Origin of the sequence: Hydrogenoanaerobacterium saccharovorans (genome assembly GCF_016901815.1) — a bacterium.
Lineage (GTDB): Bacteria > Bacillota > Clostridia > Oscillospirales > Ruminococcaceae > Avimicrobium > Avimicrobium caecorum.
This window is the reverse complement of the sequence record NZ_JACSNR010000014.1, coordinates 1-16,908: the sequence shown is the minus strand read 5'-3', so window position 1 is coordinate 16,908 and position 16,908 is coordinate 1. Positions and strand designations below refer to the sequence as shown.

The window sequence follows — 16,908 nt, the reverse complement described above, 5'->3', positions numbered from 1 at the left end:
CTTCCTCGCTCATCTGATGCTTGGGTAAAATTGTATTCATTGCCGCTCCTCCTTTCAAATTATCGTGATTTACAAAGTCTAACTTTTGGGCTTATTTCATCAACCACTGACATTATTTCCTAGTTTTTAGTATAACACAAACAGAGATTTCTTCAAGGAATCATTGGAATATGTAAGCTCAAAATGAAGCAATAAAATTAGGTAACATCATAGATGGCGGTTAATGACTTCAAGGATTGTATTCTTTGTTTAATGCGGCGCAGATTCTGCGCATCTTAACTTGATACCTCCCCTTTATATCGGTGAAAGATTTTGTAAAAGCACCTGTTTATCAGGGACTTCTCTGACCCACACCTTGACCCATACGGGGAAATGTCCCTATGGAACTAGTGGGACAAGGATCGCCAAAGAGGACGCGGAAGGGGAGGGGAAAGTGCTAAAGATGCCTATTTAGCGGTGCATGAAGGGCTTGGCTACCCTTCGTAATCAGCAGGTCGCGCGTTCAAGTCGCGTCACTAGCTCCAAAAAATCCCCGTAAACGGTTTGTTTGCGGGGATTCTTTGTATCCTGGCATGGTTGATGCTGGGTCCTGACTCACACCCTGACCCACAAGCGGAAAGTACCCGAAACGATCAGAAATCCCCGGAGAGCAGGTTTTGTCTGTTCTCCGGGGATTTTTATTTCTTCTTATCGGTTCGTCTAAGAAGTTTCCATCACTTGGGATTTCCTGATCTTTAGTTGATCTCTGCACATTTTATTATAATGGCTCTATGTTATCTCCGGTCAAAGGAAAAGGCCCATCGCTTGTTTGTAAGCAACAGACCTTTGATCAGATTTGCATGGAGTCCCGGATTACACATTACCCCTTTAGGTTATTTTCTCCGGGTCAGAACTGGTTTCTATATACAGTACAGTATATCTCAGATCTGACGGGCTGCGGCAAATCCCTCGTGAATCGCATCATAAATCTGACGTACCTTCTTACTGTCCCCAACATGGAATACTTCCAGATTCGTTTCCTTTTCCAAACGATCAGCCAGTTCATTCTGAGGCAGATAACCAGCCGCTACTACCACACAGTCTGCCTCCAGAACAGATTCATTGCCCCACCGGTCAGTCAATCGGATCTGTCCAGGCTGTACCTCAATCAGACGCTTCCCGGTGAGAATCTGGATCGGCGACTGAGCAATCTCAATTCCGTATGCCTGGCTTGCGGAACCAGGAGATGCCAGGAATGCGTCTGCCATCTCCACGATGGTGACCTCCTTGCCTTCCCGGAGCAGTTCCAGAGCTGTTTCCGCGCCGGTAATCCCGCCGCCGATGACCACAGCCCGGGTGCCTTCTGCCTTCCGGTTGCCCAGCAGATAGTCACTGGCATAGAGAACCTGCTCACTGTCACCACCCGGCACCTGGAGCCGGCGGGTTTTGCCGCCATTGGCCAGAATGACAGCATCAAATCCGCCATGTGCCAGTGTATCGAAATCGGCATTTTCCTTTACAAGGGTGATATTCGGATCTGCCAGAATATGTTCTTCATAATACCGGATTAACCGACGGATGTTGGCTTTGTTGTCCGGGCGGCTTGCCTCAACCATTGCGCCGCCAAAGCCCCGTTTTTCAAACAGAGTTACCTGATGTCCACGCTTGGAAGCAGTCAGAGCCGCCTCACATCCGGCAGGGCCTGCTCCCACAATTGCTACACGCTTCTTTTCAGCCGCTTCTGTGATCGGTTCACACTCATATTTGTAAAGAGTGGGATTTACAGTACAGTGAATGGGAGTATGCCCCAGCATTCCTTTATCGATACAGCCGATCATGCAGTTGATGCATGGTTTGATATCTCCTGCCTTTCCGCACCGGGCTTTTCTGGCCCAGGCGGGGTCTGCCAGCTGGGAACGGCCCAGGGCTACAAAGTCACCATTGCCTTCAGCCAGCATTGCTTCAGCCTCTTCAGGCGTAAAGATATTGTGTCCAATAAAGACCGGAATGTGCACTGCTTCCTTGATCATACGGGTATGAACTGCGTTGAAGGCATTGGGCAGCAGGAATTCCCGGGCTGCGGTGGCATGAGTGCCTCCCATCATATTCAGATGGGATACTCCTTCCCGCTCCAGGGCCTTGGCTACTTCAATGGTCTCTTCAATTCGAATGCCCTCCGGTTCCCAGTCCTCTGTACTGAGCTTGACACCTACCGGGAAATCCGGACCGCATTTTTTGTGGATCTCCCGGACAATCTCCAGCAGCAAACGCATCCGGTTTTCCAGCGAGCCACCATACATATCGGTCCGTTTATTGTCATGGGGAGAGAGAAAATTGGTGGGAATACATCCCGCCGCGCCATGAATTTCAACAATCTCAAAACCAGCCTTCTTGCAGCGGAGTGCCGCATCGCCAAATCGGCTCACCAGATCATGGATCTCCTCAATAGTGAGAGCCCGGGGCAAACGGGCTCCCATCTGATACCAGGGTTCATAAGTAATGGGAGACGCACCGATTACATCTTCACTTCCTACAAACGAAGCATCCCGGCCAGGATGGGCAATCTGCATACCCGGAACAGCCCCATGCATCTTGATGGCCTCAGCCAGCAAAGTCAGTCCGGCAATAAACTCGTCCTTGTCTGCCCGCAGACCGCAGGAAGTCATCGGTACCGGGACACAGTTATCCATAAAAATCAGTCCGGCTCCACCTTCCGCAGCTTCCGCATAGGCCTTGATCTGACGGTCAGTAACAGTGCCGTCCGGATTTCCCAGATAAGTTCCCATGGAATTGCGGACAATCCGGTTCTTGAGAGTCACCGATCCGATTTTTCCCTTGGCAAACAGATGAGGATAATAAGGATTGGTCATGTTTACAATCTCCTTTCAGAACTTTTGATTTTTCTGAAATCATGATATAATAATGACAAATTCTGTACAAGCAACAGCTGCTGTTCCTGCGTTGCTTATGCAACAGTTCCCGTAAAATTGTCGCAGGAGGTGATGTGTTATGAGTGAGGACCTGCGGGTAATCAAAACGCGTTCCAATATCCGCAGAGAATTCCTGTCTCTGCTGGAACAGTATGAGTTCCGTGCCATCACTGTATCCATGATCATTGATCGGTGTCAGATCAACCGTTCCACCTTCTATCGAAATTATGAGGATAAATACGCACTGGCTGATGCCATTGTCCAGGATCTTCTGGAGGAGTTCAGCCGGAATATGGAAACTGCCTTTATCCGGGAATCCAAACCGAAGGCTGGCGCTTTCAATTTTATGCTGGAATATTTTTCGCAGCATCAGAAAGAACTGACGCTGCTTTACCAGCGTGTTCTGCCTGTCAATCTATTCGATCAGATGCTGACCTGCTACAGTGAGGCACTGCTGAAAGAGATCACTCAGATTTTCCCGAACGCCGTTCGGCAACAGAAACTGTCCCGGTACTTTTCGCGGATTATCGCCTCCAATATTCTTACTTCCATCCGGTGGTGGCATCTGGAAAGTCCTGAGACTTCCAGGCAGGAGATGGAGGAAATTATCCGTCTGACTGCTGAAGAAGGAATCCTTCCCAGCCTCCGAAACCGATTCAAATAAAATTTATCAAATAAGGCTTTCTGTGAAACAGGCTGTGAATTGGGGAAATACAGTTGCCCGTAACGAGGCCTTGATCCTGCTTGACCGGGATAATCCTCAGAACTGAAAACTGGTTTTCCAATCCCTCAGAAATATCCGGATATAAGCTGGTTAAAACAGAAAATCAACTAAAAAATATCCATTATTTAGATTTTAACGAAGAAAGGCACAGAGGATTCACCTCTGTGCCTTTCTTTTGCACCGGCAGGTAATGAAGCATGACAAAATACAGATCCTTCTGCATCAAATATCTTCCACAAAACAATCTTCCTTCAGGACGGCTTCTCTTGTACTTTATGTTCATCGTCTGATGCCTGCCATATTTGCAAAAACGCGAAACAGACCAGCATGTAAAATATCTCTATGATACCGTGACCTCTGTAACAATGGCGGTCCCTATGACTGTAAACCACAGGCCGTCCAAATTCTCCTTGGCCAATATTACCGGTGTCTGGGTCATCAGCGGAATTACATATTGCTTCTCTCCAACAAAATAATCCTCGATCTCATGGAGTTTGGCCATATATTCCGCAGTATCGGTGATCGTGTAGGCTTCTGCAACCATCTGATCATATACAGGGTCATTTACCGACTGGCAGCCTTCGATCTGCGATGTGCTGGTAAAAATGGAAAAGTAGTTGAGCGGATCTGTGCTGTCGTTGTTTGAATACCGGCAAACTGTAAATTCACCATTGTCCACATAATCATAATAAACACCCTGCTCCACAGAAGTAAGTTCCAGATCCACATAAATCTGGCTCCACATCTCCTTCAGCAGCACCGCTATATCCTCATGGGAGCCTCCTTCTGAATAGAAATACTCAAAGGACAACCGGTTGTTTTCATTGAATCCAGCCGCTTCCATCAGTTTTTTAGCCCCTTCGAGATCATATTGATAGTAGCTGACCGCATCCCGGAAATCGCTGCCATCCGCATCCTCAAATCCATAGGGAATAAATCCGTCCAATTGAATATTATAGCCATTTGCTCCAAGGATTCTCAGCATTGTCTCCTTGTCGATTGACATGGCCAGTGCCTTTCGAACATTGGCATCCTTCAGCGCTGGCACAGTGTTTTTCGGTCCGCTGTTTACCAAAAGAAAATAACTTGATACATATTTCAGCGGTTTAGCAAGACAATCGGTAAACTCCGCATTGCCCGCAGCTTCTGTCGGTACATTCAGCGCTATGTCAATATCCCCCGTCCGGAAGGCATTGAGCTGGGCGTTGGAATCCGGCATCACTACAAAAGTGGCTTTGTCCAGCGTGACTGCCTCCGCATTCCAGTATTTTTCGTTTTTTACCAGGACTGCCTCCGCTTCCGGAACAACCGATTCAAGAATCATCGGCCCGCAAGAGGGATATCCGCTGTTTACAGACCATGTGCTCTCATGCTCCGGCGCAAAATCCGGACGCACAGGAGCTGTTGTTTTTTCAGTGAGCACACGCTCAAAAAACGGACATGGGCTGGCTAATGTAATTTGAAATGTTGTGTCATCCAGTGCAACCACGCCAACATTGTCCATATCTGCTGCATCCAACTGGGCATTTGCAGCCTCTTGTGCACCCTTAATAAAATTCGTCAGATTCCGTTTGGAATAGGCATTATCCGGCCCATAGCCAATCGCCCGTTTGATGCCATAAACAAAATGCTCCGCAGTGAGCGGCACACCATCAGACCAGACCAAACCATCTTTGATTTTAAATGTGTAGGTCAGTCCATCTTCTGACTTTTCTACGCTTTCGCCAAGATCAGGAACCAACTTTCCATAAGCGTCTGTCCCATAGAAAGTTGCACCCATATTGGAGAAAACGACCCCCATCTGGGTAGTACTCATGAAGAGAGGATCCAGTTTATCTATCGTAGAAGTAATGGCTACTGTAACTTCCTGTTCAGTCGGGTTTTCTCCCGCAGCACCTGATGACTCTCCCGCTGTGGAACATCCCGAAAGCACCCCCATAGTTAATGCTGCAACCAGAACCAGTGACACTAATTTTTTCATACAAACTCTCCTCAAGTATTGGCTTCTGAAAATAATCCTTCCGCATCAAGAAAATAGGGATCGTCGTGAAAATCTTTGATTTGAATATGACATGGCTCCACCTCCCTTTACTATATACGCTTATAACTAATAATAATACATCGCTTCAGCAAGGCAAAGTATTGAACTGATTATAATTCAGCAGAAACGCATTGTCAAGTAAAACAAGGAAATTTACGAGGAATTTTAACTTGTGAATACGTGCGTTTATTCTGTTCCGCTATAAAGCAACGCTCAGTAAAATGTGTATTTATTCTATTTTTATGAATATCGTTTACTGTGCCGATAAAAAGTACAAACAAGCTATATACACCCTCTCGCCCTCTTAATCCTGGTATCCATTGTTTTTACAGGCAGAATGTTTTGCAAAAGCTTAATTCTGGCACGCTTTCTGTTCCGCAGGCGAAAATAGCCCGAAACAATCAGAAATCCCCGGAGAGCAGACAAAACCAGCTCTCCGGGGATTTTAGTTTGTAATTCTATGACCGTTGACGATAAATGGTTACTTTCTTTCCCTGCTTGCTGCACTCCTCAATGACAAATCGGGTGCCGTGGGATTGCCCATCCCAGAAGGCGATCACCTGATCCGCATAGCAGATGATTTCCAGATTCCGCCGCAGCGGTGCGCTGCGACCATACCGCTGATAGTCCGGCAGGAATTCGGTCAGCTTCAGTCCTGCCTGGTGTGCATACTCTCTGGCACAGGTGTCAATCCCCTTTGCCCCGCCGGATACGATCTCAGTCACACCCTGGGGCAGATACTCTTCCAGGTTCCGAACTGTCAAGCTTCTTGACCCTATTACTGCAACTTTCATAGCAACAACTTCCATAACTAGATTTAGTATACTTAAATCAAGTATACTGTACCCATTATATCTCAAAATAATCTTAATATATACTTAAATTAAGGTTTTTGAGGAAAGTTATGCGAAATAAAAATAACAAACATCTGGGGATTGAAGTTGACCCGGAACTTCACTATAAACTTCGCTATATCGCCAAATATGAAGGCCGTTCTGCCAATGGTCAGATTCTCTATCTAATTCGGCAATGCATCCGAGAATTCGAAAATCAGAACGGCGAGATTGAAATGCCAGCGCCTGATTCTTCTGAAGATTGAAAGTCATAAAAGCACCAGAGAGGGTTTTCTCTCTGGTGCTTTTTCTTTACACCACTCGTTCCATAAAGTTTCCCATCTTCTCCGCTGCCTGTTCCTGCATCTGCCGAGTGGCGTGGGTGTAGGTACGCAGAGTGAAGCCAGCATCGTAATGTCCCAGCATAGAGGAGACCGTCTTTACATCCACACCGTTTTGCAGCGCCATGGTAGCGAAGGTGTGCCGGAGATCATGGAAGCGGATATGTTCCAGCCCCGTGTCCCTCAGGATTTTCTCGTGGAGTTTGGCGATGGAATCCGGGTGATACATCTCTCCCGTCTTTGGCGAAGGGAACATCCAGGGATTGTCCGGGTGCTTTTCATGCTCCTGCCGCAGCAACTCTATCGCCGACTGAGGAATCGAGATTTTCCGCACCGAGTTCTCCGTCTTAGGTCGGCTGATGGTGACATTCCGGTTCCGGTCTCCCACCGCCTGTTTACTCACCGAGATGGTGCGCTTTTCTTCGTCCAGGTCAGACCAGAGCAGAGCGGTCAGCTCTCCCTTACGAATACCCGTCACCAGCTCCAGATAGAACATAGGCAGGACTCCTCTTTTGTCTGCTGCCTCCAGGTAAGCTTTCATATCTTCGGGGTGGAGGATCTTCATCTCCTGCTTCTGGATCTTGGGAATGATGCAGTCTTCAGTGGGGTTTCGCAGGATCAACCGCTCCTTGACCGCACGATCCAGGGCATTGTGGAGCATCATGTGGATACCCCGAACTGTACTGTTGCTAAGCCCCGGCTTCTTGCTCTTTTGGGATTTACGAAGCCTTCCGTTCTCCTGGAGATCCTTGTAGAGTTTCTGTATGTCCCGGCTGGTAAGCTTCTTCAGTTTGATTTCTCCGATTCGGGGAATGACATGTAATTCTATACCACGGTGATAACTGTCTGCGGTTGTAGGGCGGATGTTGGGCTTGGCATAGAGTTCATACCACAGCCGAAGCCATTCTCCGACGGTGTATTCGTCTGACCGGACAATGTCCAGTTTCTTGCTTTCCTCGATGGCCTTGGCCAGCTTCTCCTTTACCTCTGCCTGGGTTTTGCCCAATACATTTTTAGTGATCCGCTTTCCGGTCTCCGAATCGTAACCGGCTGTGTACCGGCCTTCCCAGCGACCGTCTGAACGCTTGCGGATACTGCCTTCTCCGTTGGCTCGTTTCTTCGCCATTCAAAAACCTCCTTTCTTTGTTTATGCGGCGCAGATTTTGAGAGTTCTAAACGTCCATTTGCGGCTTTCTCCAAGGCTGTGTCATCTCTTCCTCATCGAAGGAGTAGAGGCCATCTGTTTCCAGCTCCCGGCTGATTCCCCAGGCCAGCTTGAAGCCTGCTATGAAGCTTGCCAGAGAAACTTCGTCCCGGATGGCATCCATGGAGTCCACGATCAGGAGCAATTTGCGTTTGTCCTCATCACCCATTCGTGTGAAGAACTCCCTGCAGGTTTCTTCTACCGTTTGGCGATTATCCTCACACTGTGGCTTCCTGAAAAATCTCTGCTGCAGCGCCCGCATATAGTCGTGCATGATTGTCACCTCCTGTCAACCACACAACATACCAGCAAGGCAGGAGAATATCCAGACCACAGGGGCAGAGTTATCAGATTATTATCATTTGTGTATTCATTTTCGGAACCGGCTCAAAATCGGCAAAAAGCCTGTGGACGCCACCCTTGACCCCTGCAAAAATGGCTTCAAACCGGCATCACTGCTGACTGTGATGTCACATCTGACGCCCGCATGGACTCCATGATGCCATATCTGACCCCCGCCATTTTCGAAAACTAAAGTCTCACAAACCGCATCAAACCGCCATTTCTGGTCCGCACTGCGGGCCGGTGTGGGCTGCGGTGATGTCACCGCTTTATCCTGCTTCATTTTCGACCGGCACAAATTGGCCCAAAGCAACTGGAAATCACCGGACGCCTAACGCCCGGCACAAACCGGCCAAAAAGCCGCTGTATCACTGGGAAGGGGTAGTTCCTGACTCTGGTTGCAGAGCGGGCACACAAGGGCGTACAGGCGGTCAAGCGGGGCGCTTTGGCTGACTACGCAGCTGTTCCTCGTAGTACTGCTCCATCGCCTCTGTGATGGGTCGGATTGTGAAGAGAAGATTGCCGTTTCGCTTTCGACCATGCCGATCTGTGATTGTAGTAGGCTCAGTTGTGATGAGGCCCTTCGCTTCCAGGCTGCGGATATACTTTCGCACCGTGTTGACGCTCATTCCCGTCGCTCTGCCGATGGATCGACAGCTGGGCCAGCACTGGAAGGTTACCCGGTCCTCGCAGAAAAGGAGATAGGCATACACCGCGATCTCTCCTGCATTTAGTCCCAGCACAAAGATCTCATTGGGCAGCGGGAAATAGTTTTTGATGGGGTCGCGTTTTGCGTGGTCGTAGGATCTCACTGGCATTCTCCTTTCTTTGTATTTCTCTCTACCCACTGGATGAACTTCTCCTTCGGGACGACGATGCGCTTGCCGATCCGCAGGGTTGGAAAGTCGGGCTGGTGCATCAGCTCATAGGCACTGGACGGGGCGATACCAAGTACCGCTGCAACCTGTTCCGCATTCAGGAAGAGCGGCAGGTCGTCATAGGTTTTGTAGCTGGATGGTTTCATTTGGTGCCTCCTTGTTTTCGGTTTTGGAGGGCAAAGAAAAATACCCTCTACTATTAAGCCGAGTTCAGAAGGGGGTTGAGCACCTTTTGAAATAATAATTTACAAAAAATTTAAAAATTAGTCCGTGCATTCACTTTTTAACTGTCCAAAATACCCCTCTACTACTTATCCAGTTTCAGAGGGGTGTTGCACCAAACTTTTTGATCCTTGATTGTTTCCGCTGTACACTATTGCATAGCAAAAGAGGAGAAGTTTACCTTCTCCCCCTGAAATATTATTTACCTGTTGCCTTGGTTTTCTCTCATTTAAAAAACATTATCCGTCCACATTTCGCATTGGCTCATCACGGTCTGAACTGCGTCATCCATGCCCTCTGGCGGATACTTGTGTTTTTTGAGAAGGCGCTTGACCAACCGGCGCATACCAGCTCTGGCGCTTTCTTTCTTCTGCCAGTCTATTGTCCGATTCTTACGGAGCAGATCGGTCAGCTCTTTTGTAATTGCAATCAGTTCGTCATGTTCGTAGAAGTCTTTGATGGCTTGGGGTTTGGTCAGAGCATCGTAGAATGCAAGCTCGTCGGCGGTCAATCCCAGCTTTTCGCCCTCGGCATTTGCATCAGCAATTTCTTTGGCAAGCTTCAAAAGCTCCTGAATAACTTCCTCATTGGTCAGCATCCCATTCAGGTATCGGTTCATTGCACCCTGAATAAGCTCAGAAAACTTCTCCGATTTGACAATATTGGTTCGCCGGTAAACCGATACCTGTTCGGCAATCAGCTTTTTCAAGAGTTCAACGGCAAGGTTTTTCTCCTTCATGTTGGCAATCTCTTCAAGGAACTTCGGATCGAACAGAGAAAACTCCGCCTTCACATCCGAGAAGAGATTGATTACGCCCTCGCTCTTGATACTGTGTTTCAACAGCTCATTGATCCGCTCGTTTACTTCCGGCAGCGTAAACTTCTTACCCGTACCGCCGGACAGAAGCCGGACAATCATCGTTCGGACAGATTCAAAGAATGCTGCTTCAAAGCGTGTCTTTTCATCTACCAAGCTACCGCACAGCGAAAGTGCCTGTTTGAGAAGCAACGCCTCCTTGATGTAGATGTTTTGCGTCTTCTCCTTGTCGGGAAGGTCTTGCTCTGCTACGCTCTTGCCAAGGATGTAGTTTACACCTCCGGTAATCGCCTTCGCCTTATCAAGGTCAGTTCCAGTCATGAACTTATCGTAGTTATAACCGTAGAATAGGTCGCGGCACACGGACAGTTTCTCAAGGAATTTCGGATATGCAGCCTTGCTGACATCCGTGTCACCGTAGTTCTTCTTGTCCCGCGCCGTATAGTCATTCATAGCCTGTTTCAGCGCAGCAGCGATGCCCACATAGCCAACAACCAAGCCGCCTTCCTTATCCTTGAAAACGCGGTTGACGCGAGCGATAGCCTGCATGAGGTTGTGACCGGCCATCGGCTTATAGACATACATTGTGGCGAGGGAAGGAACATCAAAGCCGGTCAACCACATATCCACAACGATAGCGATTTTAAGCGGCGAGTCGTTGTCTTTGAACTTTCTCGCCATATCTTCTTTGTGAGCCTTATTGCCGATCACTTCACGCCACTCTTCGGGGTCGTTGTTGCCCTGCGTCATGACAACTGCGACCTTTTCCGTCCAAGCAGGACGCAGTTCCAAAATCCGCTTGTATATCTTCATGGCGATGGGGCGGGAGTAGGCAACAATCATCGCCTTTCCGGTCAGAATATTGGCGCGATAGTTTTCATAATGGTCGAGAATATCGTCTACCAGAGAACGGATCGTCTGGTCGGCCCCCAAAATTGCCTCCATCTGGCCAAGTTCTTTTTTGCTCTTTTCGATAACATAAGGATCGGCATTCTCTGCCATCAGGTCATACTCATCGTCAATAAGATGCAGCGTCTTTTCATCAAGCTTGAGATGGATGACGCGGCTTTCATAGTAAACCGGTCTGGTCGCTCCATCCTCAACGGCTTGGGTCATATCATAGATGTCGATATAATCACCGAACACCTCACGGGTGCTGCGGTCTTTAGAAGAGATAGGTGTGCCAGTAAAGCCAATGTATGTAGCGTTCGGGAGCGTATCACGGATGATGCGGGCAGTACCGATGATGGTCTTGGCCTCAACCTCGCCGTCTTCCTTCTGGCGCACTACAACTTTCTCTGTTAATCCGTATTGACTGCGGTGCGCCTCATCCGCCATGACGATGATATTCCGACGCTCAGAAAGAGGCTCACCGCTTTCCTCAAACTTCTGCATGGTTGTGAAGATGATACCGTTTGCCTGACGGTTTGCAAGTAGCTCTTTCAGGTGGGTTCGGCTTTGAGCGTGCTGCGGCGTTTGTCGTAAGAAATCCTTGCAGCGGGCAAACTGGCCGTAGAGCTGGTCATCCAAGTCGTTTCGGTCTGTGATCACAACGATTGTTGGGCTTTCCAATGCCTCTTGCAGATAGTGGGCATAGAACACCATAGACAACGATTTCCCGCTGCCCTGCGTGTGCCAGAACACACCGCCTTTGCCATCTGTGACGGTTGCCTTTTGAGTGGAAGCAATCGCCTTCTTGACGGCAAAATACTGATGGTAGGCGGCAAGCACTTTGAATGTTTTCTCGCCGTCCACATTGAAGCAGATAAAGTTCTTCAGGATGTCGAGGAATCGGTTCTTCTCAAACAGTCCCTCAAAGAAGGTGTCAAAGGCCGCGTACTGTGTGTTCTCGTAGCTGCCGTCCGTTGTTTTCCACTCCATGAAGCGGTCTTCACCGGAGGTGATGGTTCCGGCCTTTGAGGTGGTCATATCGCTCATGACGCAGACCTCATTGTAAATAAACATGGAGGGGATCTCGTACATATAATTGCGGAGCTGGCGATATGCGTCGGAAGCATCTGTCTCTTCGCGGGAGGGAGATTTCAGCTCCACTACGACAAGGGGCAGACCATTGATGAAGAGAATGACATCCGGGCGTTTTTCGGAATTTTCGATGAAAGTCCACTGGTTGGCAACGGTAAAGTCGTTATTGGCAGGATTTTTGAAATCAACAAGGTAGACGAGGGTGGAGCGTTCCTCGCCATTTACAAAGTATTTTACAGAGATGCCGTTTTGCAGATAGTCGGTAAAGGTCATGTTCTTTTGCAACAGCGAGCCGGACTCAAAGTTCTTGAGTTTGTAGATGGCCTCGTTGATAGCATCCTGAGGCAAGCCCTTATTGATGCGCTGTAAAGCGGGCAACAGGACATCCTCGTAGAGCGGAGAGTGATAATCACGCTCCACATCCGGTCCGTAGACATAGGTGTAGCCAAGCCCTTCATTAAGTAATTGGAGAACAGCGTTCTCATAATTTGATTCTGTGTAATATCCTGCCATTGCCGATGCTCCTTTAACAATTTATGATTCTACTTCGTGATTATTTATCGTCATTCCCATATCTGCTTATTTAGAGTACGATATTAGTCCTTACACTTCTGCACTTTCCATCAAATCATTATCATATTTTATAGTTTTTGGAAAGTTTTCACTTGTATTTATTATCACTGCTTCTGGCAATTTTAGGCGATTTCCTTGCTGATCATGCGCTTGACAATGCTTATATGGTGTGAACCATACTATGTAGTCAATTTCTGATCCACGAAATTCTTTAACAAATTCCTCGTCCAAAAACCATAGATGCGGCATGGCTGGGACTAATGTGCCAACAGTCAAGGAAGGACTTTTCTCTTTGACTTCCATATACTGTGAAGATTCATCAAAGACAAAAAATACAGTTCTCAGAATCGGATGATTAGCTTTGTAGTTAGAAATTTTCTTTTTATGCGTTCCTACTACACGAGCAAAATTCTTTTTATAAAAGTTGTAGTTGTGGTCTTCATGTGTTGGCAATCCAGTGTCAACTACAAGAAATGGTTTGGCATTGGGGAACAATTCAAAAACGCCAGCGTCGCGTAATTCTTGTGTAACTTTTGTTTCCCTCTGTCGAGTCGGATTGACAACTTTCCCTTTTTTGTTTTTGAACTCGTGATCATCGACTCTCATTACATCCATCATAAAACCAAGCGCGTCACTAAAAAAGTCCGGTGGAGGATCGGATTTCCCAGAGCTATTTCTCCATGTCTTCCATTTGTCCTTGTCCCAAATTGACATAAATAGCTCTTCACATTCGGGTGTAGATGGCAAAAGTAGAACAGAAGAAGTATCAATATTCTGAAAGTGTTCAATTATCTCTATTTCGTTATCAAAAATATCCATTTTATTTTATACCTTCTTCTGAATACGATAAACGATAATTTAGCGGCTTAGAGCTGGATAGCGGAGACATCAATCTCGCCGGACATAAGTTTTGGAAGTAGGCTGTCCCTTAAAGCTGCTAATGATTGATTCTGCTCTTCCAGTATTCTCTGATGAGCGAAGATAGGAGCGCAGAAATCATTAAAACAAGTCAGTGTTTCGGTGTCTGGAATTACCGCAGGAACATTTTTCATGGTACTCCCTGACACTTCCTTGAAAGTAGAGCCGGATGCCATGCCTTCAATAACCGGAAGATTGTGCTTTAGGAAGCAATACACATAAGCAGTTCCTATCTCTGGTTTTGGAACAACAGACTTAAAACCCTGATTGGTTGTCACCTCACCGGAAGCAATCGCGATGTAGCCTATCGGCGCACGAGATGAAAACAGAACAGTTCCTTCCGGCATGATAGAGGCACTGCTATTCTTTAAGCCGAGTTCTGTAATGTCATTTTCGCCATGAGAAATAAACTTGGCTTTATTGATAGATAGGTCTTTCGGAGTTATCCATGCGATGCCGTCCTCGGTGTAGTATTCTGGCTTGGATTTTGAAGGTGTACTGCCGCCGACGACAGTGCCGAGATCGCTAATGGTTCCCAAAGTCCATGCAGGATCAGCGTTATCAACGAACAACTCTTGGAAATAAGCCTGAACTTGCTGCTCTAAATTATCGTTTATCTTCTTATTTGTGACAATCCGTGTATCTATACCTTTCAGAAGCCTTCCGATGCGCTGCTGCGTAGCAATATCAAAGGCAGGGACTTCATATTGCATGATCGCAGTTTTATCACCTCTCGGCATTTTTGTCCCTTTTGAAGTTGCTGTTGCATAGTCGAAGAAAGAATTATTCGCCAGTACATAATACAAAAATGTCGGGTCGCATCCTTTGCTTGCTCTGAAAACCAACACATCATTTGAACAGCCACCACTATATTCCGCCATCCATATTTTTTTGAAATAAGGTCGGATGTTTGAGACTAAGACATCCCCTAAATCGAATGCTTGCGTGTACTGCGTAGAAGGGAGAGAGGACGCGCGTTCAATTCCGCCTTTGTTGGGTATCATATTCTCAGTGGAAATGTAGGTGTATTCGTCGAGTGTGTCAACGGCCACCTTGCCTTTCATATATGTGCAAAGCGCGGCAAGCTTAGATTTCATATCCAATCGCCCCCAGTCTCTCTCTGATCTCGGCCTCAAGCTCGTGAGATTTTGCAAACAGCTCGGAAAGCTCAGAGGTCAAGCGGCTCATCTTTTCTTCAAACGGTTCGCCGTCATCTTCCTGTTCCTCGATGCCAACATAGCGCCCCGGCGTGAGGATATAATCTTGCTTGGCAATATCCTGCGTGGTCACAACTGCACAGAAGCCTTTTTCATCTTCAAGCGTGCCGTCAACAAATGCGTTGTATGTGTCCGCGATCCTCTGGATGTCTGCATCGGTCAGCTCACGCAGCTTTCGCGTGACCATCGTGCCGAGCTTTCTTGCGTCGATGAACAGCGTCTTGCCCTTTTGCTTTTTGTTCTTGGCAAGGAACCAGAGCGACACCGGAATCTGTGTTGTGTAGAAGAGCTGGGACGGCATAGCGACAATGCAGTCCACAAGGTCGGCGTTGATGATGTTCTTGCGGATCTCGCCTTCACCGCCAGACTGAGAGGACAGCGAGCCGTTCGCAAGCACCATGCCAATTCGCCCATTCGGTGCGAGATGCCAAATCATGTGCTGCAACCAAGCAAAGTTGGCGTTGTTGGCCGGAGGCGTTCCGTATTGCCAGCGCACATCATCCAGCAGCTTATCTTGTCCCCAGCCGGAAAGGTTGAAGGGCGGATTCGCCATAATGAAATCTGCCTTGAGCTGCGGGTGACAGTCATTGAAGAATGTGTCAGCATTGAACTTTCCGAGATCAGCCGAGATACCACGAATAGCGAGGTTCATCTGCGCCATTTTCCATGTGGTTGGATTGGAGTCTTGCCCGTACACAGAAATACTTTTATCTACATTTCCGCCGTGGCTTTCAATAAATTTCGCTGACTGTACAAACATGCCGCCACTCCCACAACAAGGATCGTAGACCCGCCCATGATAAGGCTGCAATACTTCGACAAGGGTGCGGACTACACAAGAAGGGGTGTAAAATTCTCCAGCGAGTTTACCTTCCTGTTCTGCAAACTTGGAAAGACAATATTCATATGCGCGGCCAAGGATATCTTTGCTGTTCCCATGCTCAATCATCTGGATATTGGTAAAAAGATCAACGACTTCACCAAGACGCCGCTTATCCAATTCAGGGCGGGCAAAGTTCTTGGGGAGGATGTCTTTGAGGCGCTTGTTTTCCTTCTCAATGCTCCGCATGGCCTCGTCAATGGCCGTGCCGATCTCAGGCTTGTGAGCAGCAGCGGATATGACGCTCCATCTTGCGTTTTCCGGCACAAAGAAGATATTCTCCGCCGTGTATTCATCCTTGTCTTCTTCGAAACCGTCTCCCTCAGCAACTAGTTCTTGATACTTTGCTTCAAAGCGATCCGATATGTATTTTAAGAATATGAGCCCAAGAACAACGGACTTGTATTCCGATGCGTCAATGTTGCCGCGAAGGACACAGGCTGCATCCCAAATTTGTTTTTCAAAGCCAATGTTGCTGGTATTTGCCTCGGCCATCAAACTTCTCCTCTTTTCTTACCTTTTCCAGTAAAAACGATCTGATGGCTTTAGTATACCACAGAAACACCTCGCTTCAAAGTCCGTTATTTAGGCATTATGCAGGGTACCCGCCTTTCTTTGTTTTCTGCCCCGTAAAATCTGCGCCACCTAGCTATCTGGTCTGACCCACACCCTGACCCATACGGGGAAAGGAGCCGGTGGAGGATACGGAGCAAAAAGGTTTAAGCGGAATTTGTTTTCGAGAAAAAAGGGCGCAAAGCGGTTGGAAATAGACGCTTTGCGCTTCTTGATACACTTCGTAATCAGCAGGTCGCGCGTTCAAGTCGCGTCACTAGCTCCAGAAAGTCCCCGTAAACGGTTTGTTTGCGGGGATTCTTTGTATCCAAATGTGGGCGGTTCTGAGTCCAGACCCACTCCCCGACCCACAAGCGGAAATAACCTGAAACGATCAGAAATCCCCATTCCTTTTGCTGCTTGCGATAAGCCGTTACTTCTTCCTTCATAGTTTTCTTGTTCTGCCATCATAAC

At 47.6% G+C, this 16,908-nt stretch carries 14 protein-coding genes; 2 read left to right on the top strand and 12 right to left on the bottom strand.

Translation table 11 applies throughout. The annotated features are described in order from the left end of the window. Nucleotides 1-920 precede the first annotated feature (920 nt). Nucleotides 921-2,849 (bottom strand): NAD(P)/FAD-dependent oxidoreductase, encoded by a 1,929-nt coding sequence (locus H9X81_RS11275; RefSeq protein ID WP_204722101.1) that lies wholly within the window; start codon nt 2,847-2,849, stop codon nt 921-923. Between the two features lie 139 nt (nt 2,850-2,988). Here H9X81_RS11275 and H9X81_RS11270 point away from each other — a divergent pair, with 139 nt between their 5' ends. Then, nucleotides 2,989-3,573 (top strand): TetR/AcrR family transcriptional regulator, encoded by a 585-nt coding sequence (locus H9X81_RS11270; RefSeq protein WP_204722099.1) that lies wholly within the window; start codon nt 2,989-2,991, stop codon nt 3,571-3,573. Between the two features lie 400 nt (nt 3,574-3,973). Here H9X81_RS11270 and H9X81_RS11265 read toward each other — a convergent pair whose 3' ends face one another. Next, the gene (locus H9X81_RS11265) at nt 3,974-5,614 is read right to left on the bottom strand and encodes a peptide ABC transporter substrate-binding protein (RefSeq protein ID WP_204722097.1); all 1,641 of its coding nucleotides are present in this window, start codon (nt 5,612-5,614) and stop codon (nt 3,974-3,976) included. Nucleotides 5,615-6,132: 518 nt separating this feature from the next. Next, nucleotides 6,133-6,438 carry an SLOG family protein gene (locus H9X81_RS11260; protein WP_243424165.1) on the bottom strand — a complete coding sequence of 102 codons (306 nt, stop codon included), beginning with the start codon at nt 6,436-6,438 and terminating at the stop codon, nt 6,133-6,135. Nucleotides 6,439-6,578: 140 nt separating this feature from the next. Here H9X81_RS11260 and H9X81_RS11255 point away from each other — a divergent pair, with 140 nt between their 5' ends. Beyond that, a complete protein-coding gene (locus tag H9X81_RS11255; RefSeq protein WP_191410138.1) occupies nt 6,579-6,773 on the top strand; it encodes a hypothetical protein in 195 nt (64 codons plus the stop codon). Nucleotides 6,774-6,819: 46 nt separating this feature from the next. Here H9X81_RS11255 and H9X81_RS11250 read toward each other — a convergent pair whose 3' ends face one another. From H9X81_RS11250 to H9X81_RS11210, 9 genes are all read right to left on the bottom strand, one after another. After that, the gene (locus H9X81_RS11250) at nt 6,820-7,974 is read right to left on the bottom strand and encodes a tyrosine-type recombinase/integrase (protein WP_204722095.1); all 1,155 of its coding nucleotides are present in this window, start codon (nt 7,972-7,974) and stop codon (nt 6,820-6,822) included. Between the two features lie 46 nt (nt 7,975-8,020). After that, nucleotides 8,021-8,326, bottom strand: coding sequence for a hypothetical protein (locus H9X81_RS11245; RefSeq protein WP_204722093.1), 306 nt, complete (start codon nt 8,324-8,326; stop codon nt 8,021-8,023). Nucleotides 8,327-8,825: 499 nt separating this feature from the next. Next, nucleotides 8,826-9,206 (bottom strand): helix-turn-helix domain-containing protein, encoded by a 381-nt coding sequence (locus tag H9X81_RS11240; RefSeq protein ID WP_345941550.1) that lies wholly within the window; start codon nt 9,204-9,206, stop codon nt 8,826-8,828. Beyond that, complete coding sequence (locus H9X81_RS11235) at nt 9,203-9,418, bottom strand: helix-turn-helix domain-containing protein (RefSeq protein ID WP_204722089.1); 216 nt, start codon at nt 9,416-9,418, stop codon at nt 9,203-9,205. The genes H9X81_RS11240 and H9X81_RS11235 overlap by 4 nt, the downstream gene beginning before the upstream one ends. Nucleotides 9,419-9,723: 305 nt before the next feature. After that, nucleotides 9,724-12,807 carry a type I restriction endonuclease subunit R gene (locus H9X81_RS11230; RefSeq protein WP_204722087.1) on the bottom strand — a complete coding sequence of 1,028 codons (3,084 nt, stop codon included), beginning with the start codon at nt 12,805-12,807 and terminating at the stop codon, nt 9,724-9,726. Between the two features lie 90 nt (nt 12,808-12,897). Continuing rightward, nucleotides 12,898-13,686 (bottom strand): hypothetical protein, encoded by a 789-nt coding sequence (locus tag H9X81_RS11225; RefSeq protein ID WP_204722085.1) that lies wholly within the window; start codon nt 13,684-13,686, stop codon nt 12,898-12,900. Nucleotides 13,687-13,733: 47 nt separating this feature from the next. After that, nucleotides 13,734-14,882, bottom strand: coding sequence for a restriction endonuclease subunit S (locus tag H9X81_RS11220; protein WP_243424163.1), 1,149 nt, complete (start codon nt 14,880-14,882; stop codon nt 13,734-13,736). Beyond that, nucleotides 14,872-16,377 (bottom strand): type I restriction-modification system subunit M, encoded by a 1,506-nt coding sequence (locus H9X81_RS11215; RefSeq protein WP_204722083.1) that lies wholly within the window; start codon nt 16,375-16,377, stop codon nt 14,872-14,874. Before H9X81_RS11215 ends, H9X81_RS11220 begins: the two co-directional genes overlap by 11 nt. 321 nt (nt 16,378-16,698) lie before the next feature. Then, on the bottom strand, nt 16,699-16,908 hold a 210-nt coding region (locus H9X81_RS11210; RefSeq protein ID WP_204722081.1), incomplete at its 5' end, for a hypothetical protein.

Coding starts and splice junctions, on each gene's coding strand:
- H9X81_RS11270 (WP_204722099.1), top strand. CDS start 2,989: ATGAGTGAGGACCTGCGGGTAATCAAAACGCGTTCCAATATCCGCAGA.
- H9X81_RS11225 (WP_204722085.1), bottom strand. CDS start 13,686: ATGGATATTTTTGATAACGAAATAGAGATAATTGAACACTTTCAGAAT.
- H9X81_RS11265 (WP_204722097.1), bottom strand. CDS start 5,614: ATGAAAAAATTAGTGTCACTGGTTCTGGTTGCAGCATTAACTATGGGG.
- H9X81_RS11235 (WP_204722089.1), bottom strand. CDS start 9,418: ATGAAACCATCCAGCTACAAAACCTATGACGACCTGCCGCTCTTCCTG.
- H9X81_RS11255 (WP_191410138.1), top strand. CDS start 6,579: ATGCGAAATAAAAATAACAAACATCTGGGGATTGAAGTTGACCCGGAA.
- H9X81_RS11275 (WP_204722101.1), bottom strand. CDS start 2,849: ATGACCAATCCTTATTATCCTCATCTGTTTGCCAAGGGAAAAATCGGA.
- H9X81_RS11245 (WP_204722093.1), bottom strand. CDS start 8,326: ATGCACGACTATATGCGGGCGCTGCAGCAGAGATTTTTCAGGAAGCCA.
- H9X81_RS11230 (WP_204722087.1), bottom strand. CDS start 12,807: ATGGCAGGATATTACACAGAATCAAATTATGAGAACGCTGTTCTCCAA.
- H9X81_RS11220 (WP_243424163.1), bottom strand. CDS start 14,882: ATGAAATCTAAGCTTGCCGCGCTTTGCACATATATGAAAGGCAAGGTG.
- H9X81_RS11250 (WP_204722095.1), bottom strand. CDS start 7,974: ATGGCGAAGAAACGAGCCAACGGAGAAGGCAGTATCCGCAAGCGTTCA.
- H9X81_RS11215 (WP_204722083.1), bottom strand. CDS start 16,377: ATGGCCGAGGCAAATACCAGCAACATTGGCTTTGAAAAACAAATTTGG.